Here is a 19,504-nt window from a genome sequence, read left to right as displayed (position 1 = left end):
GCAGCAGCGCTCGGATCAGATCCCATTCGAAGTCCGAAAGATCAAAACGCGCCATCACCACCTCCATCGAGGCGAGTGAATCACGCTTCAGAACCCGCGGAAATCCCGTTTATGAGTTCACAGCCTAGTCCTTGATGCGAAATTCCGGACACGTTGGCGCCCGGGCGAACTCGATGACGTTCTGCGCGATGTTGTCGACGGCAGAGGCTATGGCCAAGCCGGTCGGCGGGTCTTCATCCTGCAGCCGGCGGGTCCGGTGGTCCAGGAGCCCACGTCACCTCTGGGATGGGGACGCGATTGCGACTATGGACAGAACCACCCTTCCAACCATAGCAAAGGGGCAGTCCGCGTGTCTCCGCACCCGAGGGACTCGCACAATCTGCACCGGTTGGTCGCGATGGAGCTGCAAGCAAGCTTTCCGACACCGCGACACCTCGATGGTGAAGACTGGCAGAGCGACAGCTTTTGCATCAGCTGCGGCCAACGCCACGAAGTCGCCGACGTCAGGCGTCACCTAACGCAGAGGGGCCGAGACTACTGGGACCTCACCTGTCACGATTGCGGCCTGGCGACGCGGCGGACCCATTGCTTTTCCGGATGCGGCACGCCCCTGTTCAAGAATGGCTTGATCCTGACCTATCATAGAACCATTGCAGACCAGCTGACTAACGTCGCCTGCCCGTGTTGCGGTGAGTTCTTTGATCGTGACATCCACCAAGAGGACAACTACCACGGCAGCTTCGGGTGACTAACAAAGCCCGCAGAACTTCGGCCCCTCTTGCTTCCACAGTGCTTCCACGTGGGGTGCAAACGCAAACGCCGCCCCGGAGGGCGGCGCTCAAGCATTTGATGATGCGTACAATTTTGGTTGCGGGGGCGCGGTTCCAGAAATTCTTGCCTTTGCACCAAGGCAACTGGCCAGGTCCGGAAAGACTGGCAGCGTGAGCCTCAGGGCTCGAAGATGCCCTGATATCCCGCGGACTGCGCCGCCTTGGCGAACTGGCGGTCGAAACTGGCGAAGCCCTCGCAACCGGCCGACCGCCCCAGATGCAGGGCATCGGCGAAATCCATGCCGTTTTCGGTGCGATCCAGTGCCTCGGCGACAAGGGCTGCATCCTCGACCGTGACACCTGGCAGGCCGCCGAAGGCCCGCAGCGCCGCCACGACGTCCTTTGCGGCGTAGCCATAGGCGCTGCGCAGCACCCATTCGGCCTCCAGCACCACTGTGACCGGCATGAAGACGGACCGACCGTCGACCAGCGCACGGGCGCGCGGCGATTGCTCGGGATGATCGCCGGTCAGGTAGCGGACGACGATGTTGGTATCAATGGCGATCATGGTGCCGCCGGGCCTCGGCGAGGATTGCCGCGTCCATCTCCTCGATGGATTTCGGGTCGCCCTTGTGGGGCAGGATGGCGAACACGTCCTCGGGCCGGGTCGGGAGGAAGGCCGGGGCTTGCCGGAGCAGGATCCCGTCCTCGGTTTCCTCGACAATCAGCCGGGTGCCGGCGCTCCAGTCCCGCCGCTGCCGGACGGCTTTCGGCAGGATGACCTGGCCCTTGGTCGAGACGGTGGTGAGGAGGGAATCCGGCCGAGGCATGGCAAGCTCCATTGGTAAGACGACTGTAAGATAATAGCGGCTTGCCACGAGTTCAAGTCCCTCAGGAACTGCGGCGGGCAAGGCTGCAGGCCACCGTGGTTCACAGTTCAGCCTGCTGCCCCGTGCCCTGGGTGATAGCTGAGCATACGTCGGGGCTTCTTGGCAGCGGCCAAGAAGCATTTCGGCGAGATTGACGTCGTGATCGCCACGGAGGGCATGGGCTTCACCGGCTATCTGCGTGCCGTCTCATCCATGGCAGCCCTTCAGCCTCTCGCCGCTGCAAGGGCACTACACCACCAGCAAGGCCGGTGTCTGGACCCCGTTCAGCAACGTCCGCCTGGAACTCCTGTAGGACCGCGTGGGGGTCGTCAGTCTTCCCCCCACCCTGTTCCAGACGGCCGAACCGCAGCGCTCAATTGATCAATTTCCGTCTCAACTGCTCCGCCAAGTCTTGCAGGCCATGGAAGCACAGAACGAAGACAGGTTGTCGGACATGGATTTAAGGATTCTGGTCGAAGCGGCGTCCTGTGCTTCGGTTGGTCGCTTCCGGGAAGGATTCAAAACTGTCGGTGTCGCTTCCTGTTACGATCAGGTGATTTCTTGATGATTTTGAGCGTTTGGCATGTCGTTTCCCTCCTTCTACATCATCCGGGAAGCGCCGCCCCGGTCAGGACCTGTCAGGTCGCCGCCGAAAGCAAAAGCCGCCAGCCTTCGTGGAAAAGCTGGCGGCCGGGATCAGATCAGGCGCTCACTGCGCTATGCGATGCAAGCGGCCAAGATAACGATAGCCGGCACGGCCCCAGATGTCGGAGGGCGGCATCCCTTCAAGATCTGCCCTCATCAGGATCAGCTCGTTCGGATAGGCAGGGATCACCCAGGCGCCGCGGTCGAACAGGATCTGCTGCAGCTTCGACAGGCTGTCTTGCAGCACCGCCGGGTCCAGCGTGGCATTGGCGATCTCCCACAGGCCGAAGTATTCGTCATCCTGCCAGCGGATCTGGCCGAAGCTGGCATGGGGCACATCGACCATGGACGAGGTCTGCAGGAAGCTCATCGGTGGCCAGTAGTCGCCGCCGAAGAACGGGCGCTCCATGTATTCCTCGTTGAAGAAGCTCGCGGAATCCAGTTGCTGCACCTCGATCTCCAGCCCGATCTCGCGGGCATTCTCGGCCAGCACCAGCCCAACCGCCGGATCGCCCTGCATCACCAGCTTCAGCGTGGTCCCGGCAAGCCCGGCCTCTTCCACCAGCCTGCGCGCGGCCTCCACGTCGCGGGTGCGCTCCAGATCGGTGCGGAAATGCGCGTCCGAGCGGGCGTAAAGGTCATTGGCGCGGGTGGCATAGCCGTTGAAGGCGTTGGTCACCACCATGTCGCGGTCGACCACCAGCCGCAGCGCCTGCCGCAGCCGCGGGTCGCTGAACGGCGCCACATCGGTGCGCATCTGGATCGGATAGCTCATGCCCGTCGGGGAGTTGTAGAGCTTCAGCGCCTCGTTGCCCTCGATCTCGTCGGCAAGGGCGGCGTCGAAATCCATCAGCATGTCGATCTGGTCGTCCTGCAAGGCGTTCAGCCCCGCCTGACTTTCCGAGAAGAACTGCACCGTCACCTTGTCCGAGCCCGCAGGCGTGTCGTGGTAGTCGGCGAATTTCTCCAGCGTGATCGACTGCTGGGTCTGTATGTCGACGATCTTCATCGGGCCGGTGCCGACAGGAGGCTTGTCGGGGGTATAGCCGTCCTCGACGATGGCGGCATAAGGATCGGACAGGCTTTCCACCACCCAGCTTTTCGGGTTGGGCAGCACCAGGCGGACGGTATATTTGTCCACCTCCTCGATGGCGGTCAGGGTGCCGATCATGCCGGCGGGGATCATGCCCTCGCCGGTCATCCGCTTGATCGAGTAGATCACGTCGGCGGCGACCATCTCCTTGCCGTCATGGAACTTGACGCCCTGCTTCAGCTTGATGATCCAGCGGGTGGCGGTTTCATCCTCGGGCTCGATGCTTTCGGCCAAGAGCAGATAGGTGCCGCCTTCGGGCTTCACGCCCACCAGCTGCTCGAACACCGCACCCTGGTTCGCCACCAGCGTCGCATAGTCGCCGACCGAGCGATGGACCTCGATCGGGCCGAAGGCGCCCGAGCGCACGGTTCCGACGCGGACCGTGGTTTCCGCCAGCGCCTGTAGGGGCAAGGCCAGCGCCAGAGCGGCAAGCCCCGCCCGCAGGCCGTGCCCGAAGAGAGTGTTCTTCATCATATCCATCCCTGTTGATGTTTCCTTGCCGGTTTCCGGGCGCCCGAATTCATGGACGCGGGTCCAACTTTCTGTTCCGAAGGCATCCAGCTTGCCCCAGCCTCCCTCCACAGAAGATACCCTCGGAAGGTGAGGCACAGCGGCTGCGGTCACTTTCCAGGGGGATACGGCGCGCGGGGCGAAAGGGGTTCCATGACAGCGGGCGCAGAGCGCCGCCAACGGAAACAGGATCATGCCAATGAAACCCCTTCGCATCATCGTCTACGGCCTTGGCACCATGGGACGGCTGTCGGCCGCCTATGCCCGCCAGAAGGGGGCCGAGATCGTCGCCGTCTACATGCGCACAACCGCGGGCAAGGACTTCTCGGCGCCCGAACTGCAGGGCGCGGCGATCTGCACCCCCGAGGTGCCGTTCGAGGCGCATCAGGCCGATCTGGTGCTGATCACCCACGGCACCACCATCGACCAGTTGCACGATCCCGCGGTCCGGGCCGCCCGCGCCGGCCTTGACGTGCTGACCATCGCGGAAGATGCGTTCGAGCCCTTCTATGCCGACGCCGAGGCCCCGCGCTGCCGCGATCTGGACGCGCTGTTCCGCAGCCATGGCAAGACCATGGTCTCGGTCGGGGTGCAGGACAGCTTCTGGTATGCCCAGCCGATGGCCTTCCTGTCGGCGGCGCAGGAGGTGCAGCGGCTGGCGGGGCGCAATACCTGCGACCTGTCGCTGTTCGGCACTGCCGGCGCGCATGGCCACGGCATCGGCCTGACGCCCGCCGAATTCGAAGCCGGTGGCCATGCGGAGCCGGGCGAGAGCCGCGGCATCTTCGAGGTGGCGCTGCGGCCCCTGGTGCGTGGACTGGGGCTGCGGGTCGTCTCTTCCACCCGCCGCAATCTGCCGGTGCTTGCCGAGGAGGACATCGACCTGCCCGACCTCGGCATCTCGATCCGCAAGGGCACCACGCGCGGCCATGCCGAGAAGGTTGTCTTCACCCTGTCGAACGGCATGGTGGCCGAGGGCGAGTTTCACATGTGCTACATGCACAGGGGCGAAACACCCTACAACGAATGGCGGATCGAGGGCACGCCGTCGATGACCATGCGCAGCGACGACTTCCACGGAGACGTGATCACCTGCGCCGCGCTGGTGAACCGCATCCCCGACGTGCTAGCCGCCCCGCCGGGCTTCCTGTCGGTCGACCAGTTGCCCCCCGCGCGGCACTACGCCCGCTTCTAGACGGGAAGGGGGCGCTCAGCCCCCTTCGCCCTGCCGGGCCACGCGCAGGGTCAGGTCGCCCTGCCGGGCATTGTGCAGCAGTTCCTGCGCATAGGGATGGGCCGGGTGGTCGATGACCTGCCCCACAGGCCCCAACTCGGCCACGACGCCGTGTTCCAGCACCAGCACCCGATGCGCGATGTTGCGCACCAGCGCCAGATCGTGCGTGACGAAGACGATGGTCAGGCCCTGCTCCTCCATCAGCCGCTTCAGCAGGTTGACGATCGAGGCCTGGACCGAGACATCCAGCGCCGAAGTCACCTCGTCGCAGACCAGGATCTCGGGATTCGACAGCAGCGCCCGCGCGATCGAGGTGCGCTGACGTTCGCCGCCCGACATCTCGTCGGGGAACAGGTTCATCGTCCTCGCCGGCAGCCCGACCAGGTTCAGCGCCCGGATGCAGGCACGCTGCCGTTCGTCGGCGCCGGTGCGGTTGAAGGTATCGTGGACCAGCCCCAGGATGCTGGCCACCGTCTGCCGCGGGTTCAACGAGTTGAACGGGCTCTGGAAGATATACTGGATCTTCTGGCGCTGCGGGGTGGTCCGCTTGCGGGCGTGGGGATGCAGCGCCTCGCCATGGAAGGACAGGCCGGGCCGCGCGCCCTGCACCAGCCCGACGATGGCGCGCGACAGTGTGCTTTTGCCCGATCCCGACTCGCCGACGATAGCCAGGCATTCGCCCTTGTGGACAGAGAAGCTGACGCCCTTCAATACCTTCAGCCGGCCATAGGCGACATGCAGGCCGGCCACGTCCAGCACCGGGCGGGCGGGCACCGGATCGGGGTCGGGCAGATGCATCGGCGCATTGGTCGCCACCGCCCCGGCCTTGTGGCAGGCCACCTCATGGTCCGGCTCGCACAGGGCCAATGGCGGAGCAGCCGCCTGGCAGGCGCCTTCGGCCAATGCGCAGCGCGGAGCGAAGAAACAGCCCGGCGGCCGCTCGCTGGGCCGGGCGGGCGATCCCGGCACCGCCACCAATGCGCTGCGCGACAGCAACTCGGGCACGGCCGACAACAGCGCCTGGCTGTAGGGGTGGTGGGGGCGGTTGAACACGTCGGCGACGCTGCCCAGCTCGATCACCCGGCCGGAATACATCACCAGCATGCGGTCGGCGATGGCCGAGATCACCGACAGGTCATGCGTCACATGCAGCGCGCCGATGTGATGCTCGTCGCAAAGCCGGCGCACCACCTCGAGGATGCGGTTCTGGGTGGAAACGTCGAGGCCGGTCGTCGGCTCGTCCAGCACGATCACGGCCGGGCGCAGCAGGATCGCCATGGCGATGCCGATGCGCTGCTGCTGGCCACCCGAGAGCTGGTGCGGATAGCGCGCCAGGAACGCCGCATCGCCGCGCAGACCCACGTCATCCATCGACTCCCGGATGCGGCGGTCCTTCTCGGCGGCAGAGAGACCCGGCTCGTGGGCCTCCAGCACCTCGGCCAGCTGGGTCTGCAGGCTCAGCGCCGGGTTCAGTGCCGAGGCCGGATCCTGCGGCACATAGGCAACCGCCGCGCCGCGCAGCCGCCGCAGCGCCGGCCCGTCATGCGCGAGGATGTTCACCGGCCCGCCGGCGGCGTTGATCCAGATCTCGCCGCCGGTGATGCGCGCCCCGCCGCGGGCATAGGCCAGAAGCGCCATGCCGACCGTGGTCTTGCCCGAGCCGGATTCACCGACCAGCCCCAGCACCTCGCCGCGGGCGATGTCGAAGCTGACCTCGTCCACGATGTCGCCGCCCTGCGGCAGCTCGATCCGCAGATTGCGGACGCGCAGCGCCCAGTTCCCGGTGCCGGTTGCGGGCGCGCGGCCCGCTTCGTGCATGTCCAGCATCACTTTGCCCCCGTCTTGCGCGCCACGCCGGAAATCGTCGCCGACAGGCCCTCGGCCATCAGGTTCACCCCCAGCGCGAAAAGCGCGATCAGGATGGCGGGCGCCAGCACCGGCAGGGGCCGGGTGGCCAGCCTGCCGCGGTTCTCGTTGATCAGAAGGCCCCAGTCGGCCTCTGGCGGCTGGATGCCGTAACCCATCACCGACAGCGCGGCGATGCCGGCGATCGACCAGACGATGCGGATGCCGTATTCCACCAGCAAGGGCGTCATGATGTTGGGCAGGATCTCGCGGAGCAGGATCTTCCAGCGCGGCACGTTCAGCGCCTCGGCGAACAGCACGAAGTCGCGCCCGGCCACATCCGCCGCCACGCCTTGGCTGACCCGCGCCACCTGCGGCATGTGCGAGATGCCGACCAGCACCACCACCAGCCATTTCTGCGGGCCGAGAAGCGAGACCACCATCAGCACCAGGATGATCGTCGGCAGCGCCAGGAACACGTCCATAACCCGCATCAGCACCTCGGCCAGCCAGCCGCGGCTGTAGGCGGCCAGCATGCCGACCGAGGCGCCCAGGATCATGCCGATGGTGGCCGCGGCAACCGACATCCACACCACCGCCAACCCGCCGTAAAGCAGTCTCGACAACACGTCGCGCCCACGCACGTCGGTGCCCAGCCAGAACTCTGCCCCCGGCTTGGCGAAGGGTTTCGATATGAAGGCACTGGGCTCATAAGGCGCCAGGAACGGGCCGGCCAGCGCGATCACCAGGATGGCAAGGGTGATCGCTGCCCCGATCCGGGTGCGGCGATAGCCGAATGCGGTGCGGAGCGTTGCTGCCCAGGCGCGTTTCGGTCGTTCGGCGGGAATGTCCATGGGGCTGGCCATATCGACCATATCAGCCTCTCAGTCGGGGGGTGACGATAATGGAAAGCACGTCGGCCGCCAGGTTGAACAGCACATAGCCGCAGGCGAAGATCAGCACGACCGCCTGGATCACCAGAAGGTCGCGCGAGCCGACGGCATCGCGCAGCGCGGTTCCCATGCCGGGATACTGGAAGATGAACTCGACCACGACCGCGCCGCCCAGGATATAGCCCAGCGACAGCGCGCTGGCCTGGATCGCGGGCAGCAGACTGTTGCGCAGCGCATGGCGCACGATGACCTGGCGCTCCGGCAGGCCCTTCAGCCGCGCCGTCACCACATATTCCGAGGCCATCGCGTCGATCAGCGCCGAGCGCACCAGCCGCGACAGATAGGGCAGGATCGCCAGCACCAGCGTCATCACCGGCAGGACCAGCACCTGCGGGTTGCCCAGCACCGTCTGGCCGCTGGGCACCATCGAGGTGGGGGGCAGCACCGACAGCACCTGCGTCGAGAGCAGCACGATCAGCACGATGCCGACGATGAACTCCGGGATCCCGGCCAACGCGATCAGCAGCGTGTTGGCAATATTGTCAAAGCCGCGGCCCTTGGTCAGCGCCATGGCGATGCCGGTCGCCAGCGACAACGGAAGGACGATAGCCGAGGTGATGCAGAGCAGGATCAGCGAATTGCCGAAGCGCGGCGCGATCAGGTCCACCACCGGGCCGCGTGTCACAAGCGAGCGGCCCATGTCCAGATGCACCATTCCGCCCAGCCAGGACAGGTATTGCACCACCAGCGGCCGGTCGAGGCCCATCTCGGCCTGCAGCTTGGCCACCGCCTGGGGCGTGGCGGCGCGGCCCAGAATGGCACGTGCGGCGTCGCCGGGCAGCACATTCGTGGCGGCGAAGATCAGCACCGTCACCGCCAGCACCGTCACCACGCCGAGAAGCAGTCTCAGGCCTATCGTTCGCCACAGCAATTTGATCCCTCCCGACGGTTCGGTGCCTTGTTCTGTATAGGAGCGCGGCGCCCGCTGGCAAAAGCGAGTCTGCGGCCAGTGTTTCGACACTACGCCGGCGGGCCGCAGCGCCTATCCCCTTATGAGGTGATGGAACCCCGTCCAGCGATTTCCCATAGTGAAACCATCCCGACCCAGGAGCCCGCCGCACCGTGCCCCCTTCCCCCGCACCCCCCATCATCGACGAGACCGTTGCCGCCGAGGCGCCCGAAAGCCGCTTCGGCCCCAAGGGCGATGCCCGTCGGCGCCGTCTGATCGAGGCGGGCTATCGCATAGTGCTGGACCAGGGCATGGCGGGGCTGACCTTCCGCGCCGTGGCGGCGGGGGCGAAGGTTCCGCTCGGTTCGGCCAGCTACTACTTCACCGACAAGAATGCGCTCTTGCTCGAGATCATCCGCTTCGCCCGTGCCCGGGTGCTGGCCCACTATCGTCGCGCCGAAGAGCGCATCCTTGCCGGGGTGCCCTGGATCGAGGCTTTGGCCGATCACGTCGCCTGGGTCACCGGCGAGGACCAGCGTGCGCTCGCGCGTGACTACGAGATGTTCCTCTATGGCTTCGACCACCCCGACCTGACGGAAACCTCGAAGTCCTGGATCACCCAGTCGAACCCGATCCTGCGCCGCATCCTGCCGCCCGACCTGCTGGCTCCGGTCAGCTACATGTTGGAGGGGATGTTCCTGACCTCGGCCAAGACCGGCCAGCGTTTCACCGCCGACGAAGTGCAGCGCATCTTCTGCAAGCTGGTCCAGCCCGCCAGCGACACCGCCCGATGACCGCAGGCGTCACCTTCCAGGGGGAGTGGCAAAGTAGCCGCGCCCGGCATCATGCAAAACATGGACATGCGTCCACATTTTGCAGAAAGGCCGAGACCATGCCCCAGACCGGCACCCAACAGACCGGCACCCCGCTGCCGCCCACCGGCGAAGACTACCTGGAAAGCCTGCGCGACGGACGCGAGGTCTGGATTTATGGCGAAAGGGTCAAGGACGTCACCACCCACCCGGCCTTCCGCAACTCCACCCGCGCGCTGGCGCGCCTCTACCAAGCCATGCACGAGGACGGCCGCAAGGACCGCCTTTTGGTGCCGACCGACACCGGCAGCGGCGGGCTGACCCATGCCTTCTTCCGCACACCCCGCTCGCGCGCCGACCTGCGGCTGGGGCGCGAGGCAGTGCGCTGCTGGCAGGAACTGGTCTTCGGCTGGATGGGCAGGACACCCGATTACAAGGCCGCACTGATCACCGGCATCGGCGCCGATCCGGATTATTTCGGCCAGTTCGCCCCCAATATCCGCAACTGGTATCGCCGCGCCCAGGAAGGCGTGCTGCACATGGCACATGCCATCGTCAACCCGCCCGTGGACCGCTCGCGCCCCTTCGACGAGGTGAACGACGTTTTCGTCCATGTCGAGAAGGAGACAGACGCCGGCCTGATCATCAGCGGCGCCAAGGTCGTCGCCACCGGCGCGCCGCAGACGCAATACGTGTTCGTTGGCCATTCCGGCGGCCCGGCCTCGCGCAAGGAATTTGCGCTGTCCTTCATCGCCCCGATCTCGGCGCCGGGCACGCGGCTGATCTGCCGCCAGTCCTACGAATATTCCGCCGCCGCCAGCGGCAGCCCCTGGGACTATCCGCTGTCCTCGCGCTTCGACGAGAACGATTCGATCCTGATCTTCGACCGCACGCTGATCCCATGGGAAAACGTCATCATCTACGACGTTGAAAAGCTGAACGCGCATTACACCGACATCCACTGGGACGGCCAGGCACTGCTGCAATCCATCACCCGGATGGAAGTGAAGATGACCTTCCTGGCCGGCGCCCTGTCCAAGGCGCTGGACATCACCGGCGCGGCCAAGTTCCGCGGGGTCGAGGCGGCCCTGGGCGAAGTGGTGAACTGGCGCAACCTGGTGCGCGGCCTGCGCGACGGGATGATCGAGAATGCGGCCCCCGGCTTCGGCGGCATGATGACACCCTGCCACCGCACCGCCAAGGCCTACACCGCCATCGCGCCGCAGCTTTACAGCCGCATCAGGCAGATCTGCGAAACCGTGGTCGCCTCGGGGCTGATCTACCTGAACTCGCACACCTCGGACCTGAAGAACCCCGAGATGCGGCCCTGGCTGGAGAAATACCTCCGCGGCTCGAACGGGCTGGGGGTCGACGACCGCTCGAAGGTGATGAAGCTTCTGTGGGACGCCATCGGCACCGAATTCGGCGGCCGGCACGAGCTTTACGAATGGAACTACTTCGGCTCGCCCGAGCTGAACAACCTCGAATCCCTCGCCGTATCGCGCCAGACCGGCGAGCTGGAAGAGATGCGCCATCTCGTCGAGACCTGCATGAGCGAATACGACGTGAACGGCTGGACGGTCGACGATTTCATCGGGCCGGGCGACGTGTCCACCCTGCCCCGCACCTGATCCCAACCCACCGAAAGGAAAACCAAATGTCCATCATGGTCATCGTCCGCTTCCCCGTGCCCCGCCAGCAACTGGCCGACTGGGCCAAGGACAACATCGAGCTGCTGGCCCCGATCCGGGCGCTGTTCGAGAAGCACGGCCGGATCTCGCATCGGGTCGTCACCAGCGCGACCGAATTCCTCGACCTGGACGAATGGCCCTCGCGCGAGGCCTATGCCGCCTTCAAGGCCGAGGCCGGTGCGATGATCGAGCGGTTCGAGACGGCCTTCGGCCATGCCTCGACCGATGCGATCTACGACCTGGCATGAGCCGCTGGCTCGACATCGTCGATTATCACGTCGCGGGCGAGGCGCTTCGCATGGTCCTGCCGCGGCGGGTGCTGGCGGGCGCCACTCTGGCGGAAAAGGCGCGGGCAGGGGCGGATGCCCTTGCCCGCGACCGGGCGCTGGCGACGCAGGAACCGCGTGGCCACCGCGACCTCTTCGCCGCCTTCGTGACCGATCCGGTCAGCCCCGGCGCAGCCTTCGGCGCGCTGATCTGCGACGGCGAGGCCGGATCGGACTGGAAGGCCACCTGCGGCCACGGCAGCATCGCGCTGGCCGCCGCCGCGCTGGAGCTGGGCTGGATCGCCGCCCCGCCCGGTCGGGTGCCAGTGACCATCGACCTGCCTGCCGGGCCTGTCACCCTGTGGGCCGACTGGGACGGGCAGGCTTGCGGTGAAATCCTCTACCGCCACCTCCCCTCGCATGTTGCCGATCCCGCGGCCCGCTTCGGCCCGCTCTCCGGCGCGCTGGTGGCGGCGGGACCGCTGGTGTTGCTGGTCGATGCAGCGGCGCAGGGCATTCCGCCCAAGCCGCGCGCGGCCTTCCATGCCTATCGTGCCATGCGAGAGGCCTGCGCCGCGACCGGGCAGGTTCCACCCGATCTGGTGCAGTTCCGCTGGCCTTCGGGATCGCGCGCCTTCCGCTCGATCACCTTCTTCGGCGCGGCGGGCTACGACCGTTCGCCCTGCGGCACCGCCACCTCGGCGCTGGCGGCGTTCTGTGCCGAAACCGGCCTGCTGGGCCCCGGTGACAGCTTGACCAACACCACGCTGTTCGGCACCAGCTTTCGCGCCGGGGTCCACCGCGCACCCGATGGTCTCTGCCCCGAGATCGCCGCCCGCGCCTTCCGCACCGGCGAGGGGCGGCTCTGCCTTTCCAAGGGCGATCCTCTGACCTCCGGCCTGACCGCGCCCGACATCTTGTGACCGAAAGGAGCCTGCCGATGTTCCTGCCCGTTCTTCCGCCCCACGCCCCGCAGCCCGTCATGTCGATCGTCACGCAAGGCCCCCTGCCCCGGCGGCTGCATCATGCCGTGCTGTGCCTGGGCAATTTCGACGGCCTGCACCGCGGCCATGGCGCGCTGGTGGCACTTGCCCAGGCGCTGGCCGGACAGCAGGACCTGCCGCTGGCGCTGATGTCCTGCGAGCCGCATCCGCGCAGCTTCTTCGCGCCGCCCGGCCAGGCACCCTTCCGGCTGACGACCCCGGTGCAGAAGCGGCTGCTGTTTCCCGCCGCTGGGGCGGACTACCTGTTCGAGCCGGCCTTCGACGCCGCCTTCGCCGCACTGACCCCCGAGGACTTCCTGCAAGGCGTGCTGCGCGGCCGGCTTCGGGTCGGCACCATCGTCTGCGGCAGCGATTTCCGCTTCGGCGCGGGCCGCCGGGGCGATGCCGAAACGATTCTGCGCTTTGCCGCCCGCCACGGGCTTGGCGCGCGGATTGTCGAGAAGGCCCTGCCCGTCTCTTCCACCGCCGTCCGTGCCGCCATAAACGCGGGCGAGATCGCCGAGGCGAACCGCCTGCTGGGCCGACCCTGGCAGATCGACCTTCTTGCAGATGGCCTGCAATTGCGCCCGCCGCCCGGGCACTATCTTGCGCGCCGCCCCGAGGGCGGCCCGCCGTTCGGGATCGCCCTGCCCGCAGCCAGGGCCCGGCACGGCCGGTTCCTCGACATGCTGGAGCGGCTGTGACCCGCGCCTCAGCCGTTCGCCTGCCCCACCTGCGCCTCGATCCGGCGACCGGCGTCCAGAAGCGCGGGCAGCAGCGTGGCCAGCCGCTCGGCCCGGTGGCTGGGCATCAGCACGGCCAGGCTGAAGCGCACCGCGCCGTCCGCCTCGGCCAGAGGCACCGCCGCCCCCACGACGCCTTGCTGCAATTCGTTTTCGGACAGGGCATAGCCCTCTGCCCGCGTCCGGGACAGCTGCGCGCGCAAGCTGTCAGGTGCAGCCGATTGCGCCACGATCCGCTGCACGAAACGCTCGGGCTGCCAGGCAAGGATCGCCCGCCCGCTGGCCCCCACCGCCAGCGAGTGGCGCGACCCTTCGCGGTGCTGGACGCGCACCATCTGATCCTCGGCCACCGCCTGGCCGACCACCACCGCCATATCGCCGTCGATGCGGTGCAGCACCACGCTTTCGCCCAGGGCCCGGGCCAGGTCGCGCATCACCGGCTCGGCCAGCCGCACCATGCCATCCAGGTCGGACATCGCCGCGATCTGCGCCAGGACCGGCCCCAGCACATAGGCCCGGCCCTGCCGGCCGAGATAGCCGCGGCCATGCAGCGTAGACAGCAGGCGGTGCGCAACCGTGCGGTTGATGCCCGCTGCAACGGCCAGCTCGGCCGTCGACCGCGGCCCCTCGAAGGCCACGATCTCCAGCAGATGCAGCATCTGGTCCCCGGTCGAGGAAATCTCCGCCATCGTCACCCCCTTGTCACGCGCCCCGGCCGATGCACGACGCAAACCTTCGGCAAGGGAAAGGGCGGCAGGCTACAAGAGCCCGCGTTCCTTGAACACCTCTGTCGCAATGCGGTTGGCATCCAGCGCCGCCGGGCCGCCGCAGTAAAATGCGATCTGCAGGATGATCTCGCGGATCTCTTCCTTGGTCAGGCCGTTGTTCAGCGCGCCGTTCACATGGATGCGGAACTCGTGCGGCCGGTTCAGCGCAGCAATCATGCCAAGGTTCAGGATCGAGCGCGCCCGACGGTCGAGGCCGGGGCGGTTCCAGACATCGTTCCAGCAATGCTCGGTCGTCAGCTTCTGCAAGGGCCAGCCGAACTCGCCCGCCGCAGACAGCGAGCGTTCGACGTAATCGTCGCCCAGCACCGCCTTGCGCGTGGCAAGCCCCGCCTCGAAGGCCGCGCCGCGGCCGGGTTGATCGGACATGTATCTTTCCTTCCTTTCTGTCCCGCATGCCGTTTTCCGGCCGCGGGCGACTTGATGCACGGACCAATTCGACCTAATAACGAACATAAGATTCCGCATTTCGGACATTGAGGGACACTGATGAAACTGACAAGCTACAAATCGCAGGGATTGGCCAGCTATGGCCTGTGGCAGGACGCGGCGATTGTCGACCTGCCCGCACTTTACGCCATGCAGGGCCGGGCGGCAGCGCCCGCCTCGGTCCTGGACCTGATCGAACGCGGCCAGGCGGCGCTGGAGGAGGTGCGCAACGCCATCACCGCGGCGGCGGGCACATTCGGCGCGGCCCACCGCGACCCGGCGGCGCTTGAGCTGCTGCCGCCGGTGACACGGCCGCCCAAGGTTTTCTGCATCGGCCGCAACTATGCCGAACATGCCAAGGAAGCGGGGTTCGAGATGAGCCCGATCCCGATCATGTTCAACCGCTACACCGCCACCCTGATCGGCCATGGCGCCCAGGTGCTGTTCCCGAAGGTTTCGGAGCAGCTGGACTGGGAGGGCGAGTTGGCTGTGGTGATCGGCAAGGGCCACCGCGGCCAGATCGCGCGCGAGGCGGCGATGGACCATGTGTTCGGCTACACCGCCTTCAACGACATCACCGTGCGCGACTACCAGTTCCGCACCACGCAATATCTGGCCGGCAAGAACTTCCGCACCTCGGGGCCGCTGGGTCCGGTGTTGGTGACGAAGGACGCCCTGCCCGACCCGCATGGGGTGCAGATCAGGACCCGGGTGAACGGGGTCGAGATGCAGAACGCCAACACCTCGACCATGCATTTCGACATCCCCTTCATCATCAACCACCTGTCCGAGTTCATCGACCTGGAGGCCGGGGACGTGATCGCCATGGGCACCCCGGCGGGCGTCGGCTTCAAGCGCAAGCCGCCGCTGTTCCTGAAGCCCGGCGACGTGGTCGAGGTCGAGGTCGAGGGGATCGGCATCCTGTCGAACCCGGTGGTGGCCGACGCCTAGCGGCGCGAGGCGCGGATCACGCCGCCCCTGCCCCCGCCTGCCGCGCGCGGTCGTAAAGGCGGCGGGCAGCATAAAGGTCTTCCAGCGCGCAGCCGACGGATTTGAACACGGTCCGCCCCGTGGTGGCAGGCGGCGCGCCGGAGACCAGATCGCGCAAGTCGCCCCTGATGTCGCTGGCGCGGATCGCACCCGACTGCAAGGGCTGCGCGATGTCGCCTGCCTCCATCGCCGGAAGGTGGTCCAGCCAGATTGCGGCACCCGCCATCACCGCATCATCGCTTTCGCGCATTTCGGGCAGGTAGCCGCCGACCAGGTCGACATGGACGCCGGGCTTCAGCCATGCGCCGCGCAGGATGGGCTCGGTGGCGCGAGTGGCCGTGCTGACCACATCCGCCTCCGCCACCGCCGCCCTGGCATCGCTGGTCGAGGCCAGATCGACCCCGGGCAGCAGCGCGCCGATCTCCGCCGCCGTGGCTGCGGCGCGGCTTCCGTCGCGGCCCCAGACCACGATGCGCCGCAAGGGCCGGACTTCGGCATGGGCCCGGGCAAGCAGCGGCGCCAGCGGGCCGGTCGCCATCACCGCCAGCACTTCTGCCCCCGCCGGTGCCAGATATTCCGCCACCAGCGCCGAGGCTGCCGCGGTGCGCAATGCGGTCAGCGGCGCGGCCTCGACCACCGCCAGAAGCGCCCCCGTCACCGGATCGAACAGCGAGACGGTCTCGGCGCTGGTCGGCAGCCCCCGCCCAGCGTTTGAGGGGGTCGCGCTCATCACCTTGACCAGCCGGCCGACGCCCGCCTGCCAGGCCATCATGGCAAAGAGGCCGGCTCCGTCCTCGGCGTCCACCTCGTGGCGGATGCGGGGGGCGGTGCTGGCACCGCTGCGGAACCCGTCCCGCAGCGCCTCGATCAGGTCGCGGCACGAGACCAGCCGTGGGATCTGTCCCGCAGCAATCCACAGGGCCGGCGCGGAGGGCGCATTTGTCATGGCGTGATCCTTCGGGCTTTGCGGTCCATTCTTCCCGCTGCGCCGCGCCGGGCGATACCCTCATCGGGCGACCGAGGTGGCGCGCGTCGCCTTTCCGGGGGATATGGCTTTTGCCGCGGTGGCTATACCGCTGCCCGAAGCAGACACATCCGGAGAAGGAGATCGCCATGCCCCCGCTGAAAGACCCCTCGCTCTTGCGCCAGTCCGCCCTCGTCGGGGCCCGCTGGGTCGATGCGGCGGGCAAGGGTATCGCAGTGACCAACCCCTCGACCGGGGCCATCATCGGCCATGTTCCCGACCTGGGCGAGACCGATGCCGAAGAAGCCATCGCCGCCGCGCAGGCCGCCCAAAGGCTCTGGTCCGCGCGAACGGCAAAGGACCGCGGGCAGGTGCTGCGCCGTTGGTTCGACCTGATGATGGCGCATCAGGACGACCTGGCCGCCATCCTGACCGCCGAACAGGGCAAGCCGCTGGCCGAGGCCAGGGGCGAGATCGCCTATGGCGCCAGCTTCATCGAATGGTTCGCCGAAGAGGGGCGTCGCGCCTACGGCGACATCGTGCCCGGCCACGCGCCGGACAAGCGCATCCTGGTGCTGAAGCAGCCCATCGGCGTGGTGGCCGCGATCACGCCCTGGAACTTTCCCAACGCCATGATCACCCGCAAGGCCGGCCCGGCTTTCGCCGCCGGCTGCGCCATGGTGTTGAAACCGGCCAGCCAGACCCCGTTTTCCGCCATCGCACTGGCGGTTCTGGCAGAACGTGCCGGGCTGCCGGCGGGGCTGTTCAGCGTGCTGACCGGCTCGGCACGGCGGCTGGGCGCGGTGCTGACCGCATCGCCCATCGTGCGCAAGCTGACCTTCACCGGCAGCACGGAGGTTGGCGCGCAGCTTTACGCGCAATGCGCCCCCACGATCAAGAAACTGGGGCTGGAGCTTGGCGGCAACGCCCCCTTCATCGTCTTCGACGACGCCGACCTCGACGCTGCGGTCGAGGGTGCCATCGTCGCCAAGTTCCGCAACAACGGCCAGACCTGCGTCTGCGCCAACCGGATCTACGTGCAGGCCGGGGTCTACGACACCTTCGCGGCCAAGCTGGCCGGGCGGCTGGCCGGGCTGAAGACCGGCAATGGCTTTGCCGAGGGCGTGACATTCGGCCCGCTGATCGACGCCAATGCCATGGCCAAGGTGGCCGAACATATCGCCGATGCCACCGCCAAGGGCGCCCGGGTCATCCTCGGCGGACGCCCCCATGCTTTGGGCGGCTGCTTCTGGCAGCCGACGATCCTGACCGGCGTCACCGCCGCGATGGCCGTCGCGCGCGAAGAAACCTTCGGCCCGGTCGCGCCACTTTTCCGTTTCGAGACAGAGGAGGAGGTGCTGACCGCCGCCAACGACACAGAATTCGGCCTGGCCTCCTACCTATTCACCCGCGATCTCGCGCGGGTGTTCCGGGTGTCCGAGGCTCTGGAATACGGGATGGTCGGGGTGAACACCGGCCTGGTCTCGACCGCCGAGGCGCCCTTCGGCGGGGTCAAGGCCTCGGGCCTGGGGCGCGAGGGCAGCCGGCATGGCCTGGATGACTTCATGGAGTTGAAATATCTCTGCGTGGGCGGCATCGGCTGACCCGGGGATAGCAAGGCGGGGCGATCACGCCCCGCCACCCCGTCCGTCACTCCGCGGCCTGGGCAAGCGGTGCCTTGTCCAGCACCATCTTCGCAACATCCGCGGCACGGAACTCGAAGAAATCGCCGCGGCTGGTCAGGGTCAGGATGTCGCGGTAGTAGCGCAACATCCGCTGGCCCTTGCGGAAGGCGGTCGAGGAAGAGGCGCGGGCCAGGTCGTCGATCACCTCGAACACCGCGTTCTCGACGGCATGATAGGCCCCGTCGATCGTGCGGGCCTTGGCCTGGTCGAAAGGCTCGATCCCGGCCACCGACAGCTCGGCGTTGCGCAGATACATCTCGGCGCCATACAGCACCGCACCGCGCGCCATCTCCAGCTTGCCCAGCGCCATGCCGAACTTGCGCAGGAATTCGCGGTCGTCGATCCGGCGCAGGCCGGGGTTGTGGACCGAGTTGCGGTTGCGCAGCATGAATTCGTATTCGTCCAGCGCGGCCAGCCCGGTGCCCACGCCCACCGCCGCCAGCCCGCCCTCGGCGAAGCCCGCGAAGAGGCCGCCGAAGAACGGATTGCCGTGCATCCGGGAGCCCGGGGTCGGACCCAGCATCGACTGGAAATAATCGTGTTCGAAGATCATGTCGGCGGGCACGAAGACATTTTCCATCCGCACCGAGTTCGACCCCGAGCCCTGCATCCCCACGATGTCGCCCCAGTCGGGCAGCACCTCGAACTGGCCGCGCGGGATCAAGGCCGTCACCGATTTCGCCTTGCCGTATTTGCCTTCCGCCCCGGCGATCCCCGCCATCATGAACGAGGCATGCGGCCCGCCCGAGGCGAAATGCCAGACCCCGTCGATGCGATAGCCGTCGCCATCGGGCACGAAGGTGCCCTTGGGCGAAGAAAAGGTCCATGGCCCCGAAAAATCGGGATCGAAGGCAAAGACCTTGCGCTGCGTTTCCGGCGCGGCGTAGGAGCAGATCTGCACCGTATGGGCCGCGCCGAGCGCATACCACCAGCCGGTCGAGGGGCAACTGCGGGCGATCTCGATCACCAGCCGGTAGAAGTCCTTCAACGACATCTCGTAGCCGCCGAAGGCGCGCGGCGTCATCACCTTGAAGAAACCCGCCGCCTTGAACTGCTGGTAGGTCTCGGCCGAGGGATAGGTGCGCTCCTCGGTCTCGGCCTGAAGCTCGCGCAGGCGGGGGCGCATGGCGATTGCCTGCGCCAGAAGGTCGTCGATGGTGGGAATGGAAGTGGACACGGCAAGCCCTCGATCTGGATGAAGTCGCGTTTCCGGGCAAAGGCTAGGCTCCAGACTCATTGAGTTTCAGAGCCAGAACATGACGGTTGCTGCGAGGGCGATAGCGGAGAAGAAGGTTTCCGGGCATCTGTCGTATCGGGTGGCAACGCGTCTCCAGTCCTTCAGCCGGCC

At 67.0% G+C, this 19,504-nt stretch carries 19 protein-coding genes and 1 pseudogene; 9 read left to right on the top strand and 11 right to left on the bottom strand.

Annotated features, from left to right (window positions below; translation table 11 throughout):
* Positions 1–948: 948 nt before the first annotated feature.
* Together I7S92_RS22360 and I7S92_RS22355 are read right to left on the bottom strand one after the other, a co-directional pair.
* Positions 949–1,338 (bottom strand): type II toxin-antitoxin system VapC family toxin, encoded by a 390-nt coding sequence (locus I7S92_RS22360; RefSeq protein WP_197647724.1) that lies wholly within the window; start codon positions 1,336–1,338, stop codon positions 949–951.
* Positions 1,325–1,600 carry an AbrB/MazE/SpoVT family DNA-binding domain-containing protein gene (locus tag I7S92_RS22355; protein WP_197647723.1) on the bottom strand — a complete coding sequence of 92 codons (276 nt, stop codon included), beginning with the start codon at positions 1,598–1,600 and terminating at the stop codon, positions 1,325–1,327. Before I7S92_RS22355 ends, I7S92_RS22360 begins: the two co-directional genes overlap by 14 nt.
* A gap of 358 nt (positions 1,601–1,958) precedes the next feature.
* On the opposite strand from I7S92_RS22355, the gene I7S92_RS22350 reads away from it, so the two are divergent.
* Positions 1,959–2,204: a hypothetical protein gene (locus tag I7S92_RS22350; RefSeq protein ID WP_197647722.1), complete on the top strand. Its 246-nt coding sequence runs from the start codon at positions 1,959–1,961 to the stop codon at positions 2,202–2,204.
* 144 nt (positions 2,205–2,348) lie between these two features.
* On the opposite strand, the gene I7S92_RS22345 is transcribed toward I7S92_RS22350, so the two are convergent.
* Positions 2,349–3,848: an ABC transporter substrate-binding protein gene (locus I7S92_RS22345; protein WP_197647721.1), complete on the bottom strand. Its 1,500-nt coding sequence runs from the start codon at positions 3,846–3,848 to the stop codon at positions 2,349–2,351.
* Positions 3,849–4,086: 238 nt separating this feature from the next.
* Here I7S92_RS22345 and I7S92_RS22340 point away from each other — a divergent pair, with 238 nt between their 5' ends.
* Positions 4,087–5,082 carry a hypothetical protein gene (locus I7S92_RS22340; protein ID WP_197647720.1) on the top strand — a complete coding sequence of 332 codons (996 nt, stop codon included), beginning with the start codon at positions 4,087–4,089 and terminating at the stop codon, positions 5,080–5,082.
* A gap of 15 nt (positions 5,083–5,097) precedes the next feature.
* Here the strand turns inward: I7S92_RS22340 and I7S92_RS22335 are convergent, their stop codons facing one another.
* The 3 genes from I7S92_RS22335 to I7S92_RS22325 are packed head-to-tail and all read right to left on the bottom strand — an operon-like array spanning position 5,098 to position 8,790.
* Positions 5,098–6,948, bottom strand: coding sequence for a dipeptide ABC transporter ATP-binding protein (locus I7S92_RS22335; RefSeq protein WP_197647719.1), 1,851 nt, complete (start codon positions 6,946–6,948; stop codon positions 5,098–5,100).
* The gene (locus I7S92_RS22330; protein ID WP_197647718.1) at positions 6,948–7,820 is read right to left on the bottom strand and encodes an ABC transporter permease; all 873 of its coding nucleotides are present in this window, start codon (positions 7,818–7,820) and stop codon (positions 6,948–6,950) included. The genes I7S92_RS22335 and I7S92_RS22330 overlap by 1 nt, the downstream gene beginning before the upstream one ends.
* A 22-nt stretch (positions 7,821–7,842) precedes the next feature.
* A complete protein-coding gene (locus I7S92_RS22325; RefSeq protein ID WP_197647717.1) occupies positions 7,843–8,790 on the bottom strand; it encodes an ABC transporter permease in 948 nt (315 codons plus the stop codon).
* Positions 8,791–8,981: 191 nt separating this feature from the next.
* Here I7S92_RS22325 and I7S92_RS22320 point away from each other — a divergent pair, with 191 nt between their 5' ends.
* From I7S92_RS22320 to I7S92_RS22300, 5 genes are all read left to right on the top strand, one after another.
* Positions 8,982–9,602, top strand: a complete 621-nt coding sequence (locus tag I7S92_RS22320) for a TetR/AcrR family transcriptional regulator (protein ID WP_197647716.1) — start codon at positions 8,982–8,984, stop codon at positions 9,600–9,602.
* A gap of 98 nt (positions 9,603–9,700) precedes the next feature.
* The gene (locus I7S92_RS22315) at positions 9,701–11,251 is read left to right on the top strand and encodes a 4-hydroxyphenylacetate 3-hydroxylase N-terminal domain-containing protein (RefSeq protein WP_197647715.1); all 1,551 of its coding nucleotides are present in this window, start codon (positions 9,701–9,703) and stop codon (positions 11,249–11,251) included.
* A 26-nt stretch (positions 11,252–11,277) separates the two neighbouring features.
* Positions 11,278–11,559: a hypothetical protein gene (locus I7S92_RS22310; RefSeq protein WP_197647714.1), complete on the top strand. Its 282-nt coding sequence runs from the start codon at positions 11,278–11,280 to the stop codon at positions 11,557–11,559.
* Positions 11,556–12,500 carry a proline racemase family protein gene (locus tag I7S92_RS22305; protein WP_197647713.1) on the top strand — a complete coding sequence of 315 codons (945 nt, stop codon included), beginning with the start codon at positions 11,556–11,558 and terminating at the stop codon, positions 12,498–12,500. The genes I7S92_RS22310 and I7S92_RS22305 overlap by 4 nt, the downstream gene beginning before the upstream one ends.
* Before the next feature lie 17 nt (positions 12,501–12,517).
* Entirely contained in the window at positions 12,518–13,264 is a 747-nt protein-coding gene (locus I7S92_RS22300; RefSeq protein ID WP_197647712.1) for a hypothetical protein, read from the top strand.
* A gap of 8 nt (positions 13,265–13,272) precedes the next feature.
* Here the strand turns inward: I7S92_RS22300 and I7S92_RS22295 are convergent, their stop codons facing one another.
* A complete protein-coding gene (locus tag I7S92_RS22295; RefSeq protein WP_197647711.1) occupies positions 13,273–13,992 on the bottom strand; it encodes an IclR family transcriptional regulator in 720 nt (239 codons plus the stop codon).
* Between the two features lie 69 nt (positions 13,993–14,061).
* Entirely contained in the window at positions 14,062–14,457 is a 396-nt protein-coding gene (locus tag I7S92_RS22290) for a carboxymuconolactone decarboxylase family protein (RefSeq protein ID WP_197647710.1), read from the bottom strand.
* A gap of 120 nt (positions 14,458–14,577) precedes the next feature.
* Between I7S92_RS22290 and I7S92_RS22285 the strand changes: the two genes are divergently transcribed.
* Entirely contained in the window at positions 14,578–15,468 is an 891-nt protein-coding gene (locus tag I7S92_RS22285) for a fumarylacetoacetate hydrolase family protein (protein WP_197647709.1), read from the top strand.
* 16 nt (positions 15,469–15,484) lie between these two features.
* Here the strand turns inward: I7S92_RS22285 and I7S92_RS22280 are convergent, their stop codons facing one another.
* Positions 15,485–16,453 carry an ornithine cyclodeaminase family protein gene (locus I7S92_RS22280; protein ID WP_197647708.1) on the bottom strand — a complete coding sequence of 323 codons (969 nt, stop codon included), beginning with the start codon at positions 16,451–16,453 and terminating at the stop codon, positions 15,485–15,487.
* Between the two features lie 167 nt (positions 16,454–16,620).
* Here I7S92_RS22280 and I7S92_RS22275 point away from each other — a divergent pair, with 167 nt between their 5' ends.
* On the top strand, positions 16,621–18,075 hold the full coding sequence (locus I7S92_RS22275; protein ID WP_197647707.1) for an NAD-dependent succinate-semialdehyde dehydrogenase: 1,455 nt from the start codon (positions 16,621–16,623) through the stop codon (positions 18,073–18,075).
* Positions 18,076–18,121: 46 nt separating this feature from the next.
* On the opposite strand, the gene I7S92_RS22270 is transcribed toward I7S92_RS22275, so the two are convergent.
* Positions 18,122–19,333, bottom strand: a complete 1,212-nt coding sequence (locus tag I7S92_RS22270; protein WP_197647706.1) for an acyl-CoA dehydrogenase family protein — start codon at positions 19,331–19,333, stop codon at positions 18,122–18,124.
* Positions 19,334–19,399: 66 nt separating this feature from the next.
* Positions 19,400–19,504 (bottom strand): annotated as a pseudogene (locus I7S92_RS22265) (IS5/IS1182 family transposase); the annotation flags it as partial.

Origin of the sequence: Tabrizicola soli (assembly GCF_015999335.1) — a bacterium.
Classification (GTDB): Bacteria; Pseudomonadota; Alphaproteobacteria; order Rhodobacterales; family Rhodobacteraceae; genus Tabrizicola; species Tabrizicola soli.
This window is presented reverse-complemented; position numbering and strand designations above follow the sequence as displayed.